General features: G+C 66.0%; 14 protein-coding genes. 7 read left to right on the top strand and 7 right to left on the bottom strand.

The genetic code is table 11. From position 1 onward, the window contains the following. The coding region (locus tag AAFN89_RS17205) for a hypothetical protein (RefSeq protein WP_347540443.1) at positions 1-236 on the bottom strand (236 nt) is incomplete at its 3' end. A gap of 223 nt (positions 237-459) precedes the next feature. Between AAFN89_RS17205 and AAFN89_RS17200 the strand changes: the two genes are divergently transcribed. From AAFN89_RS17200 to holA, 5 genes are all read left to right on the top strand, one after another. Then, on the top strand, positions 460-1,566 hold the full coding sequence (locus AAFN89_RS17200; RefSeq protein ID WP_347540442.1) for a porin: 1,107 nt from the start codon (positions 460-462) through the stop codon (positions 1,564-1,566). A gap of 85 nt (positions 1,567-1,651) precedes the next feature. Continuing rightward, entirely contained in the window at positions 1,652-2,188 is a 537-nt protein-coding gene (locus AAFN89_RS17195; protein ID WP_347540441.1) for a DUF3576 domain-containing protein, read from the top strand. A gap of 478 nt (positions 2,189-2,666) precedes the next feature. Continuing rightward, positions 2,667-5,318 carry a leucine--tRNA ligase gene (leuS, locus tag AAFN89_RS17190; RefSeq protein ID WP_347540440.1) on the top strand — a complete coding sequence of 884 codons (2,652 nt, stop codon included), beginning with the start codon at positions 2,667-2,669 and terminating at the stop codon, positions 5,316-5,318. Then, the gene (gene lptE / locus AAFN89_RS17185; protein ID WP_347540439.1) at positions 5,308-5,814 is read left to right on the top strand and encodes an LPS assembly lipoprotein LptE; all 507 of its coding nucleotides are present in this window, start codon (positions 5,308-5,310) and stop codon (positions 5,812-5,814) included. The genes leuS and lptE overlap by 11 nt, the downstream gene beginning before the upstream one ends. A gap of 11 nt (positions 5,815-5,825) precedes the next feature. Continuing rightward, entirely contained in the window at positions 5,826-6,845 is a 1,020-nt protein-coding gene (holA, locus tag AAFN89_RS17180; RefSeq protein ID WP_347540438.1) for a DNA polymerase III subunit delta, read from the top strand. 294 nt (positions 6,846-7,139) lie between these two features. On the opposite strand, the gene AAFN89_RS17175 is transcribed toward holA, so the two are convergent. The 6 genes from AAFN89_RS17175 to AAFN89_RS17150 all read right to left on the bottom strand — a co-directional run bounded on the left by AAFN89_RS17175 (position 7,140) and on the right by AAFN89_RS17150 (position 13,051). Then, on the bottom strand, positions 7,140-8,099 hold the full coding sequence (locus AAFN89_RS17175; RefSeq protein WP_347540437.1) for a ParB/RepB/Spo0J family partition protein: 960 nt from the start codon (positions 8,097-8,099) through the stop codon (positions 7,140-7,142). After that, positions 8,096-8,884 carry a ParA family protein gene (locus AAFN89_RS17170; RefSeq protein ID WP_347540446.1) on the bottom strand — a complete coding sequence of 263 codons (789 nt, stop codon included), beginning with the start codon at positions 8,882-8,884 and terminating at the stop codon, positions 8,096-8,098. Before AAFN89_RS17170 ends, AAFN89_RS17175 begins: the two co-directional genes overlap by 4 nt. A gap of 37 nt (positions 8,885-8,921) precedes the next feature. Then, positions 8,922-9,551, bottom strand: a complete 630-nt coding sequence (gene rsmG / locus AAFN89_RS17165) for a 16S rRNA (guanine(527)-N(7))-methyltransferase RsmG (RefSeq protein ID WP_347540436.1) — start codon at positions 9,549-9,551, stop codon at positions 8,922-8,924. Then, on the bottom strand, positions 9,532-11,400 hold the full coding sequence (gene mnmG / locus AAFN89_RS17160; protein ID WP_347540435.1) for a tRNA uridine-5-carboxymethylaminomethyl(34) synthesis enzyme MnmG: 1,869 nt from the start codon (positions 11,398-11,400) through the stop codon (positions 9,532-9,534). Before mnmG ends, rsmG begins: the two co-directional genes overlap by 20 nt. A 68-nt stretch (positions 11,401-11,468) precedes the next feature. Beyond that, positions 11,469-12,782, bottom strand: a complete 1,314-nt coding sequence (gene mnmE / locus AAFN89_RS17155; RefSeq protein ID WP_347540434.1) for a tRNA uridine-5-carboxymethylaminomethyl(34) synthesis GTPase MnmE — start codon at positions 12,780-12,782, stop codon at positions 11,469-11,471. Positions 12,783-12,796: 14 nt separating this feature from the next. Then, on the bottom strand, positions 12,797-13,051 hold the full coding sequence (locus AAFN89_RS17150; protein WP_347540433.1) for a DUF6489 family protein: 255 nt from the start codon (positions 13,049-13,051) through the stop codon (positions 12,797-12,799). A 118-nt stretch (positions 13,052-13,169) separates the two neighbouring features. Between AAFN89_RS17150 and AAFN89_RS17145 the strand changes: the two genes are divergently transcribed. Together AAFN89_RS17145 and AAFN89_RS17140 are read left to right on the top strand one after the other, a co-directional pair. Continuing rightward, complete coding sequence (locus AAFN89_RS17145; RefSeq protein WP_347540432.1) at positions 13,170-15,197, top strand: thioredoxin domain-containing protein; 2,028 nt, start codon at positions 13,170-13,172, stop codon at positions 15,195-15,197. Next, on the top strand, positions 15,194-15,652 hold the full coding sequence (locus AAFN89_RS17140) for a methylated-DNA--[protein]-cysteine S-methyltransferase (protein ID WP_347540431.1): 459 nt from the start codon (positions 15,194-15,196) through the stop codon (positions 15,650-15,652). The genes AAFN89_RS17145 and AAFN89_RS17140 overlap by 4 nt, the downstream gene beginning before the upstream one ends. The last annotated feature ends 10 nt before the right edge of the window (positions 15,653-15,662 follow it).

Raw genomic sequence — 15,662 nt, 5'->3', positions numbered from 1 at the left:
GGTGCAAGACGAGCGGGAAGGGGCCAGGCCAGCATACGGTCTACCGATCGGGCGACCTCGAATCCAACGGCCTCCTTCCCGCTCCCATCATAGCAACCATCCAACACACAGGAATCCATGGGCCCTCGTCGCTTCGCCGGCGGTGAAGAACCGGGCGCGGTCTCGCCCGCCATCGACACCCGTATGGATGCTGGATCGGGGTCCAGCATGACCAGCAAGGAAAAGAAGGTCGGCATCCGCCCTTCTTCCCGCCCTTTCAACCTCTTACGCGAAACTGTTGCCGATACGACACAATGTGGAGGCTTTGTGTCATTCGCGCCACTTTCGTCGTTGTCACCCCGCTCCGCACCGCGTATACGCTTCAAATGCGATTGGCGCATGGGGTCATCCGATAAGGATGTTGCGTCGACTGCATTTGACCAATCACGGCCCACCCGGCCGTTTCAGGAGGTTGAAGGTATGAAGAAGGTTCTTTTGGGGACGAGCGCCATCGTCGGTTTCGGCCTGCTGGCCAGCCCGGCGTTCGCGCAGCTCGAGCTCGCCATCACCGGCTCGACCCAGTTCGAGTTCGGTTATGTGGACGAGGACGAAGACGGCGGCGCGGAGCGTGATCACGACTTCCGCCAGGACGGCGTGATCCAGTTCAACGCCGACGGCGTGGCCGACAACGGCCTTGAGTACGGCGCCGAGATCGAAATGGACGACATTTCCGCTGGCGGTTCCGGCGGCGATGGCGACGACATCGAGATCGACGAGCAGTATCTCTACATCGGCGGTGGTTTCGGCCAGATCCGCCTCGGCGACAAGGAAGGCCCGGTCGCCAACTTCATGGTCGCCGCCCCGACCGTCGCTTCCGGCGGTTACGACGGCAACTACAGCGCCTACACGGTCGGCAGCGCCGGTTCGTACCTGTATGACGCCGATGACGGGCTCAACAGCGACTCGACCAAGATCCACTACCTGACCCCGAACTTCGGCGGCTTCCAGGCCGGCATCAGCTATGCCCCGACCCCGACCGGCGAAGGCAAGGACGGCATCGGCGATCGTAGCAACGAGCTCGGCGACGCCATCGAGATCGGCGGCGCGTACAATGGCGATTTCGGCGGCTTTGACCTGACCCTCGGCGCTGGCTATGTGACGGCTTCGGGTGACGCAGGTGACGACTATAATGGCTACGACGCCGGTGTGAGTGTCGGCTTCGGCGGCTTCACCTTCGGCGTTGGTTATGTCGCGCTGACCGATACGCCGGCCACCGTGGACAACGGCCTGGACTCTACTGATCCTCTGTTCGCGTCGACTGGGCTCGACGAGCAGGAGACCTGGCAGGTCGGTGCGGCCTACACGACCGGCCCGTGGACCGTCGGCGCCAGCGCCGCGTTCGACGAGCGTGACTTCGAGGACGGCAGCGACGCCGGCACCGACATCTACACCGTCGGCGCCGAATACGCCCTGGCCCCGGGCCTGACGGTCTACAGCGACGTGTCCTTCGTGGACGCGGAAGCTACGCCGTATGAGGCCGACAACGAGGCGACCGTGTTCATCATCGGCACCTCGGTGGCCTTCTAAGACTAAGGCCTAAGTTCCCCGTTTCGGCGGGTAAGGAGAGGATGGCGCTTGCGCCATCCTCTTTTTTTTGCTTGATCGTCATCCCATGATGAAAGCTCGCCTCTCTATCGTCCTCGCCGTCTCCCTGCTCGCGCTCGCGGCGTGCGGCGGCACGAACGAGCCGCTCGACATCCCGACCGGCGACCATTACGACCGCCAGATGGCGCGGCTCCATGACGGACAGTCGATCCTGGGCGAGGACGGGCTGACTTTGTTCGGCGGCGATGGCGACGAAGAGCAGCAGCCGGGCTCCGGCATCGGCGTCAACAGCTTCCTGTGGCGCGCCTCGCTGGACACCGTATCCTTCATGCCGGTCACATCGGCCGACCCGTTCGGCGGCGTCATCCTGACCGACTGGTACACCGCGCCCGAGACGCCGAACGAGCGGTTCAAGGTCAATATCTACATCCTGGGCCGGCAGCTCCGTTCCGATGGCGTGCGAGTCTCCATCTTCCGCCAGTCCCGCGACGCGACCGGCGGCTGGGTCGACGCGCCCGTGGACGCGGAGACCGAGCGCGCGTTCGAGAACACGATCCTCAGCCGCGCGCGTGAGTTCCGCGTCGCCTCCGGCGCGGCCTCCTGAGGACGAAAGCCCACAAAAGCCGACATTTGCCTACGCGGGGAGATTTTCGCTTTCCCTCAAGGCGGGCTTGTCGGAAGCATCCGGCCCGCATCCTTCGACAGGCTCAGGATGAGGCGCAATTGTCGTCATGCCGGACTTGATCCGGCATCCATGGGGAGTTGAGGCCGTCGGGACGCCGGTCGGTTCGTCGCCGCCGGTGAAGTCGCGCGGACCTATGGATTCCAGCCTTCGCTGGAATGACCAGAAAAGGAAAACGTCATGCTGGACTTGATCCAGCATCCATACGGCATTGATAACGCCACGGACGGCACCCGGTTCTTCGCCGCTAGCGAAGCGGCGCCGGCCCATGGATTCCAGCTTTCGCTGGAATGACTGGAAAAGGGCTGGAATGACGGGTGGGACGGCCGAAGTTGAATGATTTCAACGGGCAATCTGGTATGTTCGGGCCGGACTTAGAGGGACCAGGGCGGCGATAGAGATGGCGCGGTATAATTTCCGGGAAACGGAAGCGAAATGGCAGGCGGAATGGGCCCGGCGCGGCAGCTTCACCGCGACGGAGGATCCCGGCCGGCCGAAATACTACGTGCTGGAGATGTTTCCCTACCCGTCGGGACGGCTGCATGTCGGCCATGTCCGGAACTACGCCATCGGCGACGTGGTCGCCCGCTACCGCCGGGCCAAGGGCTTCAACGTCCTGCATCCGATGGGATGGGACGCCTTCGGCCTGCCGGCGGAGAACGCGGCGATCGCCAACAAGGTCCATCCGGCCGACTGGACGTTCGAGAACATCCGCGTGATGCGGGAGCAGTTGAAGCTGATCGGCCTGTCCTACGATTGGGACCGGGAGGTCGCCACCTGCACGCCGGACTATTACCGCCATGAACAGAGGATGTTCCTGGACTTCCTGAAGGCGGGGTTGGCCTATCGGAAGGAATCCTGGGTCAATTGGGACCCGGTTGAGAACACCGTGCTGGCCAACGAGCAGGTGATCGAGGGCCGAGGCTGGCGGTCGGGCGCGCTGGTGGAGAAGCGGCAGCTCACCCAATGGTTCCTGCGAATCACCGAATATGCCGATGAGTTGATCGACGCGCTGAAGGGGCTGGACCGATGGCCCGAGCGGGTGCGCCTGATGCAGGAGAACTGGATCGGCCGGTCGGTCGGCGCGACCGTACGCTTTCCCTTCGAGGGGCGTGCTGATTCGCTGGAAGTCTTCACCACCCGACCCGATACGCTGTTCGGCGCCAGCTTCTGCGCCATTTCGCCCGATCATCCGCTGGCGGACGAGGCCGGGGCCGGCAACGCCGAGCTTGCGGAGTTCATCGCCGAATGCCGGCGGATGGGCACCAGCGAGGAGGCGATCGAGACGGCGGAGAAGCGCGGCATGGATACCGGCCTCCGGGTCGTCCACCCGTTGGACCCGTCCATCGTGCTACCGGTCTATGTCGCCAACTTCGTGCTGATGGATTACGGCACCGGCGCTATCTTCGGCTGCCCGGCGCATGACCAGCGGGACCTGGATTTCGCCCGCAAGTACGGGCTGGCGGTGAAGCCCGTCCTGTGGCCGGAAGGCTCAGGCGTGCTGACGGATGAGGCCTACGCCGGCTTGCCGGAGAGCGAGCGCGCCGCCTTTGACCGTGCCCCGGAGCAGGATGGGCGGCTGCATGTCTCCGTTACCGCGTACTCCGATACGGACGGCGGCACGTACGGCTACGATCTGGGCAGCCTGACCGACGGGAGAAGCCTCAGCGTCTCGAAAGCCAAGGACATCGCCATCGCAGCCGTCGAGGAACGCGGCGCGGGCGAGGCGACCGTACGCTACCGGCTGCGCGATTGGGGCGTCTCCCGCCAGCGCTATTGGGGCTGTCCGATCCCGATCATCCATTGCGACTCCTGCGGGATGGTCCCGGTGCCGGAAGACCAGCTTCCGGTGGAACTGCCGCGCGACGTCTCCTTCGACCGTCCCGGCAATCCGCTGGACCATCACCCGACCTGGAAGCATGTCGCCTGCCCGACCTGCGGCGGGAAGGCGACGCGCGAGACGGACACGTTCGATACCTTCTTCGAATCCTCCTGGTATTTCGCGCGCTTCTGCTCGCCCCATGCCGAGGAAGGGCTGGACGGGGCGGCCGTGGATTACTGGATGCCGGTCGACCAGTATATCGGCGGCATCGAGCATGCGGTCCTGCACCTGCTCTATTCCCGCTTCTTCACCCGCGCGCTCAGGCATTGCGGCTATCTGGGCGTCGACGAGCCCTTCGCCGGACTGATGACCCAGGGCATGGTCGTCCACGAGACCTACCGCGCGCCGGACGGGACCTGGCTCTATCCGGAAGAAGTGGAGTTGCAGGGCGACGCCGCCGTCCGCCTGTCCGACGGCGCGGCCGTTGAGCGCGGCCGGCTGGAGAAGATGAGCAAGTCCAAGAAGAATGTCGTCGGGCTTGAGCATGTGGTGGAATCGTACGGCGCCGACACGGCCCGGCTGCTGCTGCTGTCCGACAGCCCGCCGGAGCGGGACCTGGAATGGACCGATGCCGGCATCGAGGGCGCCTGGCGCTACGCCAACCGCCTGTGGCGGCTGGTCGATGACGGGCTGGCGGCCCTTCCCCCCGCCGGCGCGCCGAAGCCGGATCGCTTCTCCCAGCCCGCGCAGGCGCTGCGGTCGAAGGTGCACAAGACCATCCAGGGCGTCGATGAGGATCTGGAGAATTTCCGGCTCAACCGAGCGGTCGCCCGCATCCGGGAGCTGACCAACGCGATCGGCGAATTCACGCCCGCCGGAGACGGCGACGGCTGGGCCTATCGGGAAGCGCTGGAGGCTTCGGTATTGCTGATCGGCCCGATCATGCCCCATCTGGCCGAGGAGCTGTGGCAGGCGCTGGGTCATGCCGCGCCGGTGTCGGAAAGCCCGTGGCCTGCCTTCGACCCGGCGCTGACCGTGGACGACACCGTGACGGTCGCCATCCAGGTGAACGGCAAGCTGCGGACCACGCTGGCGCTGCCGAGGGATGTCGCCCGCGATATCGCGGAACGAACAGCGCTGGACGATCCGTCGGTCCAGCGCGCGCTGGACGGGTCGACCGTCCGGAAGGTCATCGTCGTGCCGAACAGGGTGGTGAATCTTGTTGTCTGACCTGCTGCGCCCGCTGGCGATCCTCTTCTGCCTGGTGGAACTGGCCGGCTGCGGCTACCAGCCGCTCTACGCCGAAACCCAGTCGGGCGTCGCGGTCAGCGAGGAGCTGGCCGCCGTGAAGGTGGAGATCATCCCCGATCGGCGCGGCCAGATCCTGCGCAACTACCTTCTCCAGAGCCTGAACCCGTCCGGGCAGCCCGATTCGCCGGAATACAGCCTGCGCGTCAATGTCAGCGAGGCGCGGCAGGATCTCGGCATCCAGGACGACGCCACTCGGACCCGGTCCAACCTGCGGGTGACGGCGACCTACACGCTGAACACGGTCGCCGGCGAGCGCGTGACATCCGGCTCTATCACCTCGATCACCAGCTACAACGTGCTGGACGACGAGTTTGCGACGCTGAGCGCCGAACGGTCGGCCCGCGAGCGCGCCCTTCGTCAGTTGAGCGAGGACATCCGCACGCGCCTGGCGCTTCATTTCACCCGAGAGACGTAGGGACCGGACTGGTGAAGATCTCGGCCTCGAAGGTCGACGCCTTCGTCGCCCGTCCGGCGGCCGGAATCCGCGCCATCCTCATCTACGGCCCCGACAGCGGCACGGCGCGGGAACGCGCCCAGGTCCTTGTCGCCGGCGTGCTGGGCGGAGAGGACGACCCCTTCCGTCTGTCGGAGTTGACGGGCCCGGAGATCATGAAGGACCCCGTCCGGCTGGTGGATGAGGCGACAGCGCGTTCCCTCACCGGCGGGCGGCGTGCCGTCAGGGTGCGCGATACAACCGATGGCGCGGCCGCCGCGATGCGCCTGGTGCTGGACAGCCCGGATTCCGACACGCTGATCGTCCTGGAGGCCGGCGATCTCGGCAAAAGCTCGGCCCTGCGGAAGCTCGCCGAGCAGAGCGACCGTATGGCGGCCCTGCCGTGCTACCTGCCGGAAGGCGGAGATATCGGCCTGATTGCCCGAACGGTCGCGCGGGAGGCGGGGCTGACGCTGGAAAATGGGGCGGAGGATGCCCTTATGTCCCTGCTGCCGCCCGACCGGCAGCTCGCCCGGCGGGAGATCGAGAAGCTGGCGCTTTACGTCCAGCCCGAAACGACCATCACCGCCCAGCATGTGGCGGCCTGCCTGGGCGATGCGTCCTCCAGGACGATGGATGATCTGGTTCTGGCGATGGCCGACGGCGACCGGGCGGGGGTCGACGGGGCGGTGCAGCGTCTGCTGGCGGAAGGTGAATCGCCGATCAGCCTGCTGAGGGCGGCCCAGCGTCATTTCGGACGGCTTCACGCCGCCGCCGGCGCGGTCAAATCCGGCCAGACGGCCGACCAGGCGATGGCGGGGCTGCGTCCGCCGGTCTTCTTCAAGGTGCAGCCGCGCTTCCGCTCCCAACTCCGCCGCTGGGCTCCGGAGCGCCTGGGCGACGCGCTACGGCGTCTGATCGATACCGAAATGGACTGTAAGAGAACCGGAATGCCGGCGGAAATCCTTTGCGCCCGGGCATTCCTGCAGATATCGAGCCTGGCAGGGCGGTAGATTTGTTCTGAAATCAGAACTATTCCTAAACCCGTCATGCTGGACTTGATCCCATAGGCGCTAACTTTGGTCGTAATTTTCCCCTCTCCTGCTTGCGGGAGAGGGAGGGGCCCACCGCGAAGCAGTGGGAGGGTGAGGGTGGCTCTGATGCTCACTGCCCCAAAGTTAGCGCCTATGGGACTTGATCCAGCATCCATACGGTGTCGATGGAAGCCAGGATCGCGCCTTTTCCTTTGCCGTCAGTGAAGCGGCGAGAGCCTATGGATTCCAGCCTCCGCTGGAATGACATTCCCCCTACCCCGGCGCGCCGCGGCTGCCGTGGCTCAGGCGGTGGAGGACGTCGTCGAGTTGCTCCAGTGTGCGGTAGTGGATCGAGAGCGAGCCGGCCTGGCTGCCGCCATCTTCCGTCTGGATCGAGACGCGCAGGCCGAGAAGATTGGACATCTCCTGCTCCAGGGCGACGATATCGGCGTGTTTTTCCGCCTCCCCCGTCTCCAGCGCCTTTCGGGGGACTGGAGGGGCCGAACTTTTTGCGCTGCCGGAGCCGGAGCGCGCTTTGGGCGCGGCGCCGTCGCGGGCGAGAGCCTCGGTCTGCCGGACATTGAGCCCGCGGCTCACGACCTCCCGCGCCGCGGCGTCCGGATCGGGACAGGCCAGGAGCGCGCGGGCATGGCCGGCGGTGAGCTGGCCTTCATGAAGAAGCCCGCGCACCCGCTCGGGAAGGTCCAGCAGCCTTAGCGTATTGGCGATATGGCTCCGGCTCTTGCCCACCGCCTTGGCCAGATCGTCCTGGGTGTAGCTGAATTCCTGGATCAGCCGGCGATAGCCTTCGGCCTCCTCCAGCGGCGTCAGGTCGGACCGCTGGACGTTCTCCACGATCGCGATCTGGAGGGCTTCGAGATCCGACAGCTCGCGGACGATGACCGGAACGTCGTGAAGCTGCGCTTTCTGGGCCGCCCGCCAGCGGCGTTCGCCGGCGATGATCTCATAGCGTGAATCGTCCCCGGCGATCGGCCGCACCAGAATCGGCTGGAGAACCCCCTGCTCTCGAACCGAATCGACCAGATTCTGAAGCGCCTCCTCATCGAACCGGCGGCGCGGCTGATGCGGGTTGGGGACAAGATGCTCTATCGGGACGGTGCGCGTCTGCCGCAGGCGGTCGAGCGGGCCATAGCCGTCGCCCTCCTCCCCGAACAGCGCATCGAGTCCCCGGCCCAGATTGGTGCGGCGGCGTCCCTGATCCTCGCCGGTCACGCCGACAGCCTCCGTTCGCGCCGGAGAACCTCGCTCGCCAGATGAACATAGGCCTGGGAGCCCGAACATTGCAGATCGTAGAGCAGCACCGGCTTGCCGTGCGACGGCGCCTCGCTGACCCGGACGTTCCTGGGAATCACCGTCTCATAGACCTTGGTTCCGAAATGGCTGCGGACATCCTGGGCGACGAGGTCGGAAAGGTTGTTCCGCTTGTCGAACATCGTCAGGACAACGCCCTGGACATCGAGATTGTTGTTAAAGGCCCGACGCACCCGCTCCACCGTGCGGAGAAGGTGGCTCAGCCCTTCGAGGGCGTAGAATTCGCATTGCAGCGGCACCAGGACCGAATCGGCCGCCACCAGCGCGTTCAAGGTGAGAAGCCCCAGCGCCGGCGGACAATCGATCAGCACATAGTCGAAACCGGACGGCGTCTGGCGCAGCGCCTCGCGAAGCCGGTATTCCCGCCGCTCCGCATTCACCAGCTCTATCTCCGCGCCGGACAAATCCACCGAGGAGGGGATGAGGCTGAGTCCGGGAACCGACGAGGCCGTAGCGTCGGTTCGGACGTCGATTTCCCCGAAGACGAGCTGGTAGGAGCCTTTTCCACGCTGCGCCCTCGGGACGCCGAGCCCCGTGCTGGCGTTGCCCTGGGGATCGAGATCGATGATCAGGACCCGCTTGCCGCAGGCGGCGAGTGCGGTGCCCAGATTGATGGCGGTGGTCGTCTTGCCGACGCCGCCCTTCTGGTTCGCGATCGCGATCACGCGGGTATCGTTCTTGATCAGGAACCGGGCGGCGGAAGGAATGGTAGGCGTAGCGGTGTCAGGCACGGCACAGCCCCTTGATGCGCAGAATGGTTGCGGAAGCGTCCGTGGCGCTGGGTACGGACTCTATATCCATCATCGTATCTTTAGTGGCGAGGGTCAATTCCTTCGCTACATCTTGTCCCTTTGGGAAGAGGCATATCCCGTTGGGGGCGAGCAGCCGGTGGGCCATTACCAGGAGCTTGTTCAACGGGGCCAACGCCCGGGCCGTCACGACATCGGCCTGGAGCGGCGGAGCCGCTTCGATGCGCATGGAGTGGAGCGTGACGGGAGCGTCTGTTTCACGTGAAACTTCCCGCAGGAAGGCTCCCTTGCGCCCGTCGCTTTCGATCAAATGCACTTCGGGAAAGCCCATGATCGCCAGCACCAGCCCCGGGAAGCCCGCGCCGCTACCCATGTCGGCGAGACGCTTTGCGTTGTCCGGGATGAGGGGAAGGAGCTGGGCGGAATCCAGCATATGACGACGCCAGAGGTCGGCCACCGTGGACGGGCCCACCAGATTGATCTTTGGCTGCCATTTCCGAAGCAGGCTGGCGTAGATCTCCAGTCGCTCCAGCGTTTCACGTGAAACGTCCGTCAGGCGGCGGAATCCCTCGGCATCAAGAAGGTCAGGCGCTGAGTCGGTCATCCCGCCGCTTCACATGTTTCAGAAGGGCGATTAGGGCAGCGGGAGTCACACCGGGCAGACGCGCTGCCGCGCCAAGCGTATGGGGGCGACTGGCCTCAAGCTTCTGCCGAACCTCGTTGGACAGGCTGCCGACGGCGGCGTAATCCAGGCTATCGGGAATCAAGAGCGATTCATCCTTGCGGAAGGCGTCGATATCCCTCTGCTGCCGATCCAGATAGCCGGAATAGCGGGCCTCGATTTCCGTCTGCTCGGCAATCTCCGGTTCGAACGCCGCCAACTCCCGCCAAACCGCGGCCAGGCGAGGGACGGTCACATCCGGCAGCCGCAGGAGGTCAAGGCCGGTTCGCCGCTGCCCGTCCTGGTTCACCGCCAGCCCTCGCCGTTCCGCCTCGGCGGGGGTGAGGCTGACGGAGGCGAGCAGGGACCGCATCCGCGACAGCGCGTCCCGCTTTAGGGAGAAGCGCGCCCATCTTTCGTCCCCGATGCAGCCGATCTCCCGCCCCCGCGCGGTGAGGCGTTGATCGGCATTGTCCGCGCGCAGCACCAACCGGTACTCGGCGCGTGACGTGAACATGCGGTAGGGCTCCAGCGCTCCCCGCGAAATCAGATCATCGATCATGACGCCGGCATAGGCTTCCGATCGATCCAGCGTGAAGGTCCGGCTCTGACCCTCCGCCAGCAGGGCCGCATTCAACCCGGCGACAACGCCCTGGGCGGCCGCTTCCTCATAGCCGGTCGTGCCGTTGATCTGCCCGGCGAGAAACAGGCCGGGGAGTCGCCGCGTCTGCAATGTCGGTCCCAGCTCACGCGGGTCGATATAGTCATATTCGATCGCATAGCCGGGCCGGATCATCTCCACCTCTTCCAGCCCCTCGATCGCGCGGACCAGCCGAAGCTGCACGTCGCGGGGAAGGGAGGTCGAAATTCCGTTGGGATAGACGGTCGGATCGTCCAGCCCCTCGGGCTCCAGGAAGATCTGATGGCGCGACTTGTCCGCGAACCGGACGATCTTGTCCTCGATGGAGGGGCAGTAGCGCGGGCCGATGCTTTCGATCTGGCCGGAATAGATCGGCGACCGATGAAGATTCTCGCGGATGATGTCGTGGACCGCCGGCGTCGTATAGGCGATGCCGCATTCGATCTGCGGCGTGGCGATGCGGTCGGTCATGGTGGAGAAGGGCTGGGGAGGATCATCCCCCGGCTGGCTCTCCAGCCGATCCCACGCGATCGTCCTTCCGTCGAGGCGGGGCGGCGTGCCGGTCTTGAGCCGGCCCATCGCAAAGCCGGCGCTGCGGAGGGTGCGCGACAGGCCGATCGACGGGGCCTCGCCCACGCGGCCCGCCGGAATTCTCTCCTCGCCCAGATGGATCAACCCACCCAGGAAGGTGCCGGTGGTCAGCACCACCGCGCTGGACCGGATGATCTCCGAATTTTCCAGGATCACGCCGGCGGCGGCGCCATTCTCCGACCGATGGATGTCCTCCACGGCGCCATCGAGGATGTCGAGATTCCGTTGCTCGCGCAGAAGGCGCTGCATGGCCTGCCGGTACAGCTTCCGGTCCGCCTGGGCGCGGGGGCCGCGCACGGCGGGGCCCTTGCTCCGGTTCAGCACTCTAAACTGGATGCCGGCGGCGTCGATCGCCCGAGCCATCAGCCCGTCGAGCGCATCGATCTCCCGCACCAGATGGCCCTTACCCAGCCCGCCGATGGCAGGGTTGCATGACATCTCACCGATCGTGTCGATGCGATGGGTCACCAGAAGGGTGGCCGCACCAAGCCGCGCCGATGCGGCCGCAGCCTCGCATCCGGCATGGCCGCCGCCCACGATGATGACGTCATAGCTCTTCATGGCGCGGAATTTAGGAGCGTCAGCCCGTCAAGTCAAAGCGGCCCGTCACGTTTCACGTGAAACATCGCTCATTTTCCGATGCAGAAATCACGGAAGATCACGTCCAGCAGATCCTCGACATCAACCTTGCCGGTGATGCGGCCCAGCGCGCGGGTCGCCAGCCTCACATCTTCCGCGCTCAACTCCGGCAGCGCCGCCTCAAGCGCGCGGGCGAGGTGGGAGCGGCAATCCTCCAGCGCCTCCCGATGGCGGGCGCGGGTGAGGGCGATATCCGGTCCGCCGATAGCGGCCGCAACCTTCTTCTCCAACAAAGCCAGCAGTTCCGGCAATCCGTCGCCGGTCCGCACGGATACCGCCAACGCGCCCGAAAGGGGCGCTTCGTAATCCGGCAGCAGATCCGTCTTGTTGAAGACGATGATGGCGCCGTCGCCGGCCAGATCGCCAATGGAGCGGGGGAGGCTCTCCCGCGCGTCGACCAGGATGAGCTTGAGGTCCGCCGCTTCGGCGCGGTGCAGGGCTCGTCGCACCCCCTCATCCTCGATCGCGTCCGATGTCTCCCGCAGCCCGGCGGTGTCCGCCAGGATCACCGGATAGCCGCCGAGGTCGAGATGAACCTCGATCACGTCCCGCGTCGTTCCCGCGACCTCCGACACGATGGCGACATCCCGTTGCGCCAGCACGTTGAGCAGGCTCGACTTACCGGCATTGGGCGGCCCCACTATGGCGATCTGCACTCCCGATCTCAGCCGCTCTCCCCGGCGGTTGTCGGCGAGATGGGCCTCGATCGCCGACAGCAACTCCACGATCTTCGGGCGGACCTGATCGGCGACGTCCTCGGGAAGATCCTCGTCCGGGAAATCCAGGTCGGCCTCCAGATGGGCCAGCACCCGGATCAGCCCCCGCCGCCAGCCCTCATAGAGACGGCCCAGCGCCCCGCCCATCTGGTCCAGGGCCTGGCGGCGCTGCGCCTGCGTCTCCGCATCGATCAGATCCGCCAGCCCCTCGGCCTCGGTCAGGTCCATCTTGCCGTTTGCGAAGGCGCGACGGGTGAATTCCCCGGGCTCAGCGACCCGCAGACGGGGGAACGACGAGAGCGCCTCCAGCACGCCATCCACGACGGCGCGTCCGCCATGCAGGTGAAGCTCCGCCGCGTCCTCTCCGGTGAAGCTTCCGGGGGCCGGGAACCAGAGCGTCAGCGCCTTGTCCAGCAGCTCTCCCGTCCGCGGGTGGCGGAGAGCGCCCAGTGTCGCGACCCGCGGACGCGGCCTCCTCCCGGCGACGAGACCGTCGAGAGCGACACCGGCATCAGGACCGGAGACGCGGATGATCGCGACCCCGCCCCGGCCCGGCGGGGTGGAGACCGCATAGATCGTGTCGGCCATACCCAGGCCGACCGCTAGCTCTTGTCCGAACCGGAGGACTTGCCGGCGGAGGCCTGACCCCAGAATGCCTTCTGAAGCTGCTCCCAGTTCTGCAGACCGGCCGGCAGCCAGGTCTTCATCAGCGAATCGGCGTCCATGGCGGAGAGGTTCTCCCGCATCTTGTCCGTCAGCTCCGCCATCATGGCGTCCTGCATCGGCTTCACGTCGGGAAGCCCCAGAAAGGCGCGCGCCTCTTCCGGCGTGCAATCGATATCGATGGTGACTTTCACTGTCGTTCTCCCGCCGGTTGTCGAAGGTTGGCCAAGGGTCTCGTCGAAAGGGGGTTGGGCTGATCCGCCCGCAGGGCCACACTATAGAGGAGTCCGAAGAGCCGGAAGTCGCCAGACCATGAATGCTTCGACCAACGCCGCCGTGAACGCCCTTGCCGGCGAGACGAGCCCCTATCTTCTCCAGCACGCCGACAATCCGGTCGATTGGCGGCCCTGGAACGCCGAGGCACTGGAAGAGGCGGCCCGCTCGAACAAGCCGATATTGCTGTCGATCGGATATGCCGCCTGTCACTGGTGCCATGTCATGGCCCATGAAAGCTTCAGCGATCCTGAGATCGCGCGGCTGATGAACGAGCGCTTCGTCAACATCAAGGTCGACCGGGAGGAGCGTCCGGACCTGGACCATATCTACCAGGCGGCGCTGGCGATGCTGGGACAGCAGGGCGGCTGGCCGCTGACCATGTTCCTGACTCCAAAGGGCGAGCCCTTCTGGGGCGGCACCTATTTCCCGCCAACCGGGCGCTGGGGTCGGCCGGGATTCCCCGACGTTCTGAAACTGATTTCCTCGACCTACGCCGACGATGCCGACGCCGTTTCGCAGAATGTGAAGGCGCTCCAGGCGGGGCTGGAGAAGCTGAACGTCAACCAGGGCGGCGACCGGCCGTCACGGGAGATCGTCGAACGCTGCGCCGCGCGATTCCTGGAGGAGATCGACACTCTCCATGGCGGCATCGGCCAGGCCCCGAAATTCCCCCATACCGAAATCCTGCGCCTGCTCTGGCAGACCGGCCTGCGGACGGAAAACGCCGGCATGAAGGAGGCGGTCGTGCTGTCGCTGACTGCCATGTGCCAGGGCGGGATCTACGACCATCTGGGGGGCGGCTTCTCGCGCTACGCCACAGATCGCGAGTGGCTGGTCCCCCATTTCGAGAAGATGCTCTACGACAACGCGCTGCTGGTGGATCTGATGGTCCAGGTCTGGCGGCGCACACGGCTGCCGCTGCTGGAGGCCCGCATCCGGGAAACCGCGGCATGGCTGATCGAGGAGATGTCGGCCGAAGGCGGCGCGTTCGCCGCTTCCTTCGATGCCGACAGCGAGGGGGAGGAAGGGCGCTTCTATGTCTGGCGGGCGGAAGAGGTGGAGTCCGTGCTGGGGCAGGACGCGCCTCTGTTCGCCGAATATTACGATGTGACCGAGGAAGGCAACTGGGAAGGCTGGACGATCCTCAACCGCCGCCGCGCGCCCGCGTCGACTGACGATCGGGCCGAGGCGCTGCTCGCCAACTGCCGGCGACGGCTCAAGAAGACACGCGACCGGCGGGTATGGCCGGCGCGGGACGACAAGGTGCTGGCGGACTGGAATGGCCTTGCGATCGCCACGCTGGCCCGCGCCGGCCGGACGCTCGGGGAGAGGCTCTGGATAGAGCGCGCCGCGAGAGCCTTTGCCTTCGTCAAGGAGGCCATGTCGGAAGACGGACGTCTCCGCCACTCCTTCAGGGCCGGCCGGGCGGCTCATACGGGACAGTTGGAGGACTACGCCAACATGGCCGATGCGGCCCTTGCCCTGCATGAGGCGACAGGCGAGAAGGCCTATCGCGACGATGCCGCCCGATGGGTCGAAATCCTGGACCGATGGTTCTGGGACTCCGCGAATGGCGGCTATTTCCAGACGGCCGCGGATGCCGATCCGCTGATCGTCCGGCCGAAGACCGCCCATGACGGCGCGGTTCCCTCCGGCAACGGTACGATGATCGGCGTGCTGGCCCGCCTGGCGCTGCTGACCGGCGATACCGCCTATGCCGATCGCGCCGAGGCGCTGGCCGCCGCCTTTGGCGGAGAGATTGAGCGCAACGTCTTCCCGCTGGCGTCGTTCCTGGCCAATCTCGCCTGGCTGGACGATCCTCTCCAGATCGTCATTGTCGGCGAATCTGAGGATCTTCATCGCATGGCGCTCGATCTAGCACCACCGGCGAGTGTGATCGTCACGCCGAAGCCGGACGAGCCGCTGCCGGCGGGACATCCGGCGGCCGGAAAGCGGATGGTCGAGGGGCGGCCGACGGTCTATGTCTGCCGCGGAATGACCTGCTCGCCGCCGACGACCGAGGCGGCCGGGCTGGAAAGCCTCCTGACGGAGATGCCGCATTGACGAGCCGCACGCTGAAGGCGCCCATCGGCCTGCTTACGGTGACGGAGCGCGACGGCGCGCTGGTCGCGATCGATTGGGGCATCGAGGCCGAGCACCAGGATCGCCGATCGCCGCTGCTGGACGAGACCGAGCGGCAGATCGCGGCCTATTTCGACGGGAAGCTGAAGCGGTTCGACCTGCCGGTGGCGCCGGCGGGATCGGCCTTCCAGCGCCGCGTCTGGGATATGATCGCGGAAATCCCGTTCGGAGAGAGAGCGAGCTACGGTGGAATCGCCCGGGGGCTGGAAACCGCGCCCCGCGCCGTCGGCGTCGCCTGCGGCCGGAACCAGCTGGCGCTGGTGGTGCCCTGCCACCGTGTGGTCGGCGCGGGCGGCCTGATCGGCGGGTGGTCGGGGTTCGGCGGGCTCGACACCAAGAAATGGCTTCTGGCCCATGAAGGCCAGCCGGTCGCCTGAACATTCCCAG

The sequence above is a fragment of the Inquilinus sp. CAU 1745 genome (genome assembly GCF_039839375.1).
Classification (GTDB): domain Bacteria; phylum Pseudomonadota; class Alphaproteobacteria; order DSM-16000; family Inquilinaceae; genus JBDOQU01.
Note: the sequence above shows the minus strand (reverse complement) of the source record. Positions and strands in the feature narration are given on the sequence as shown.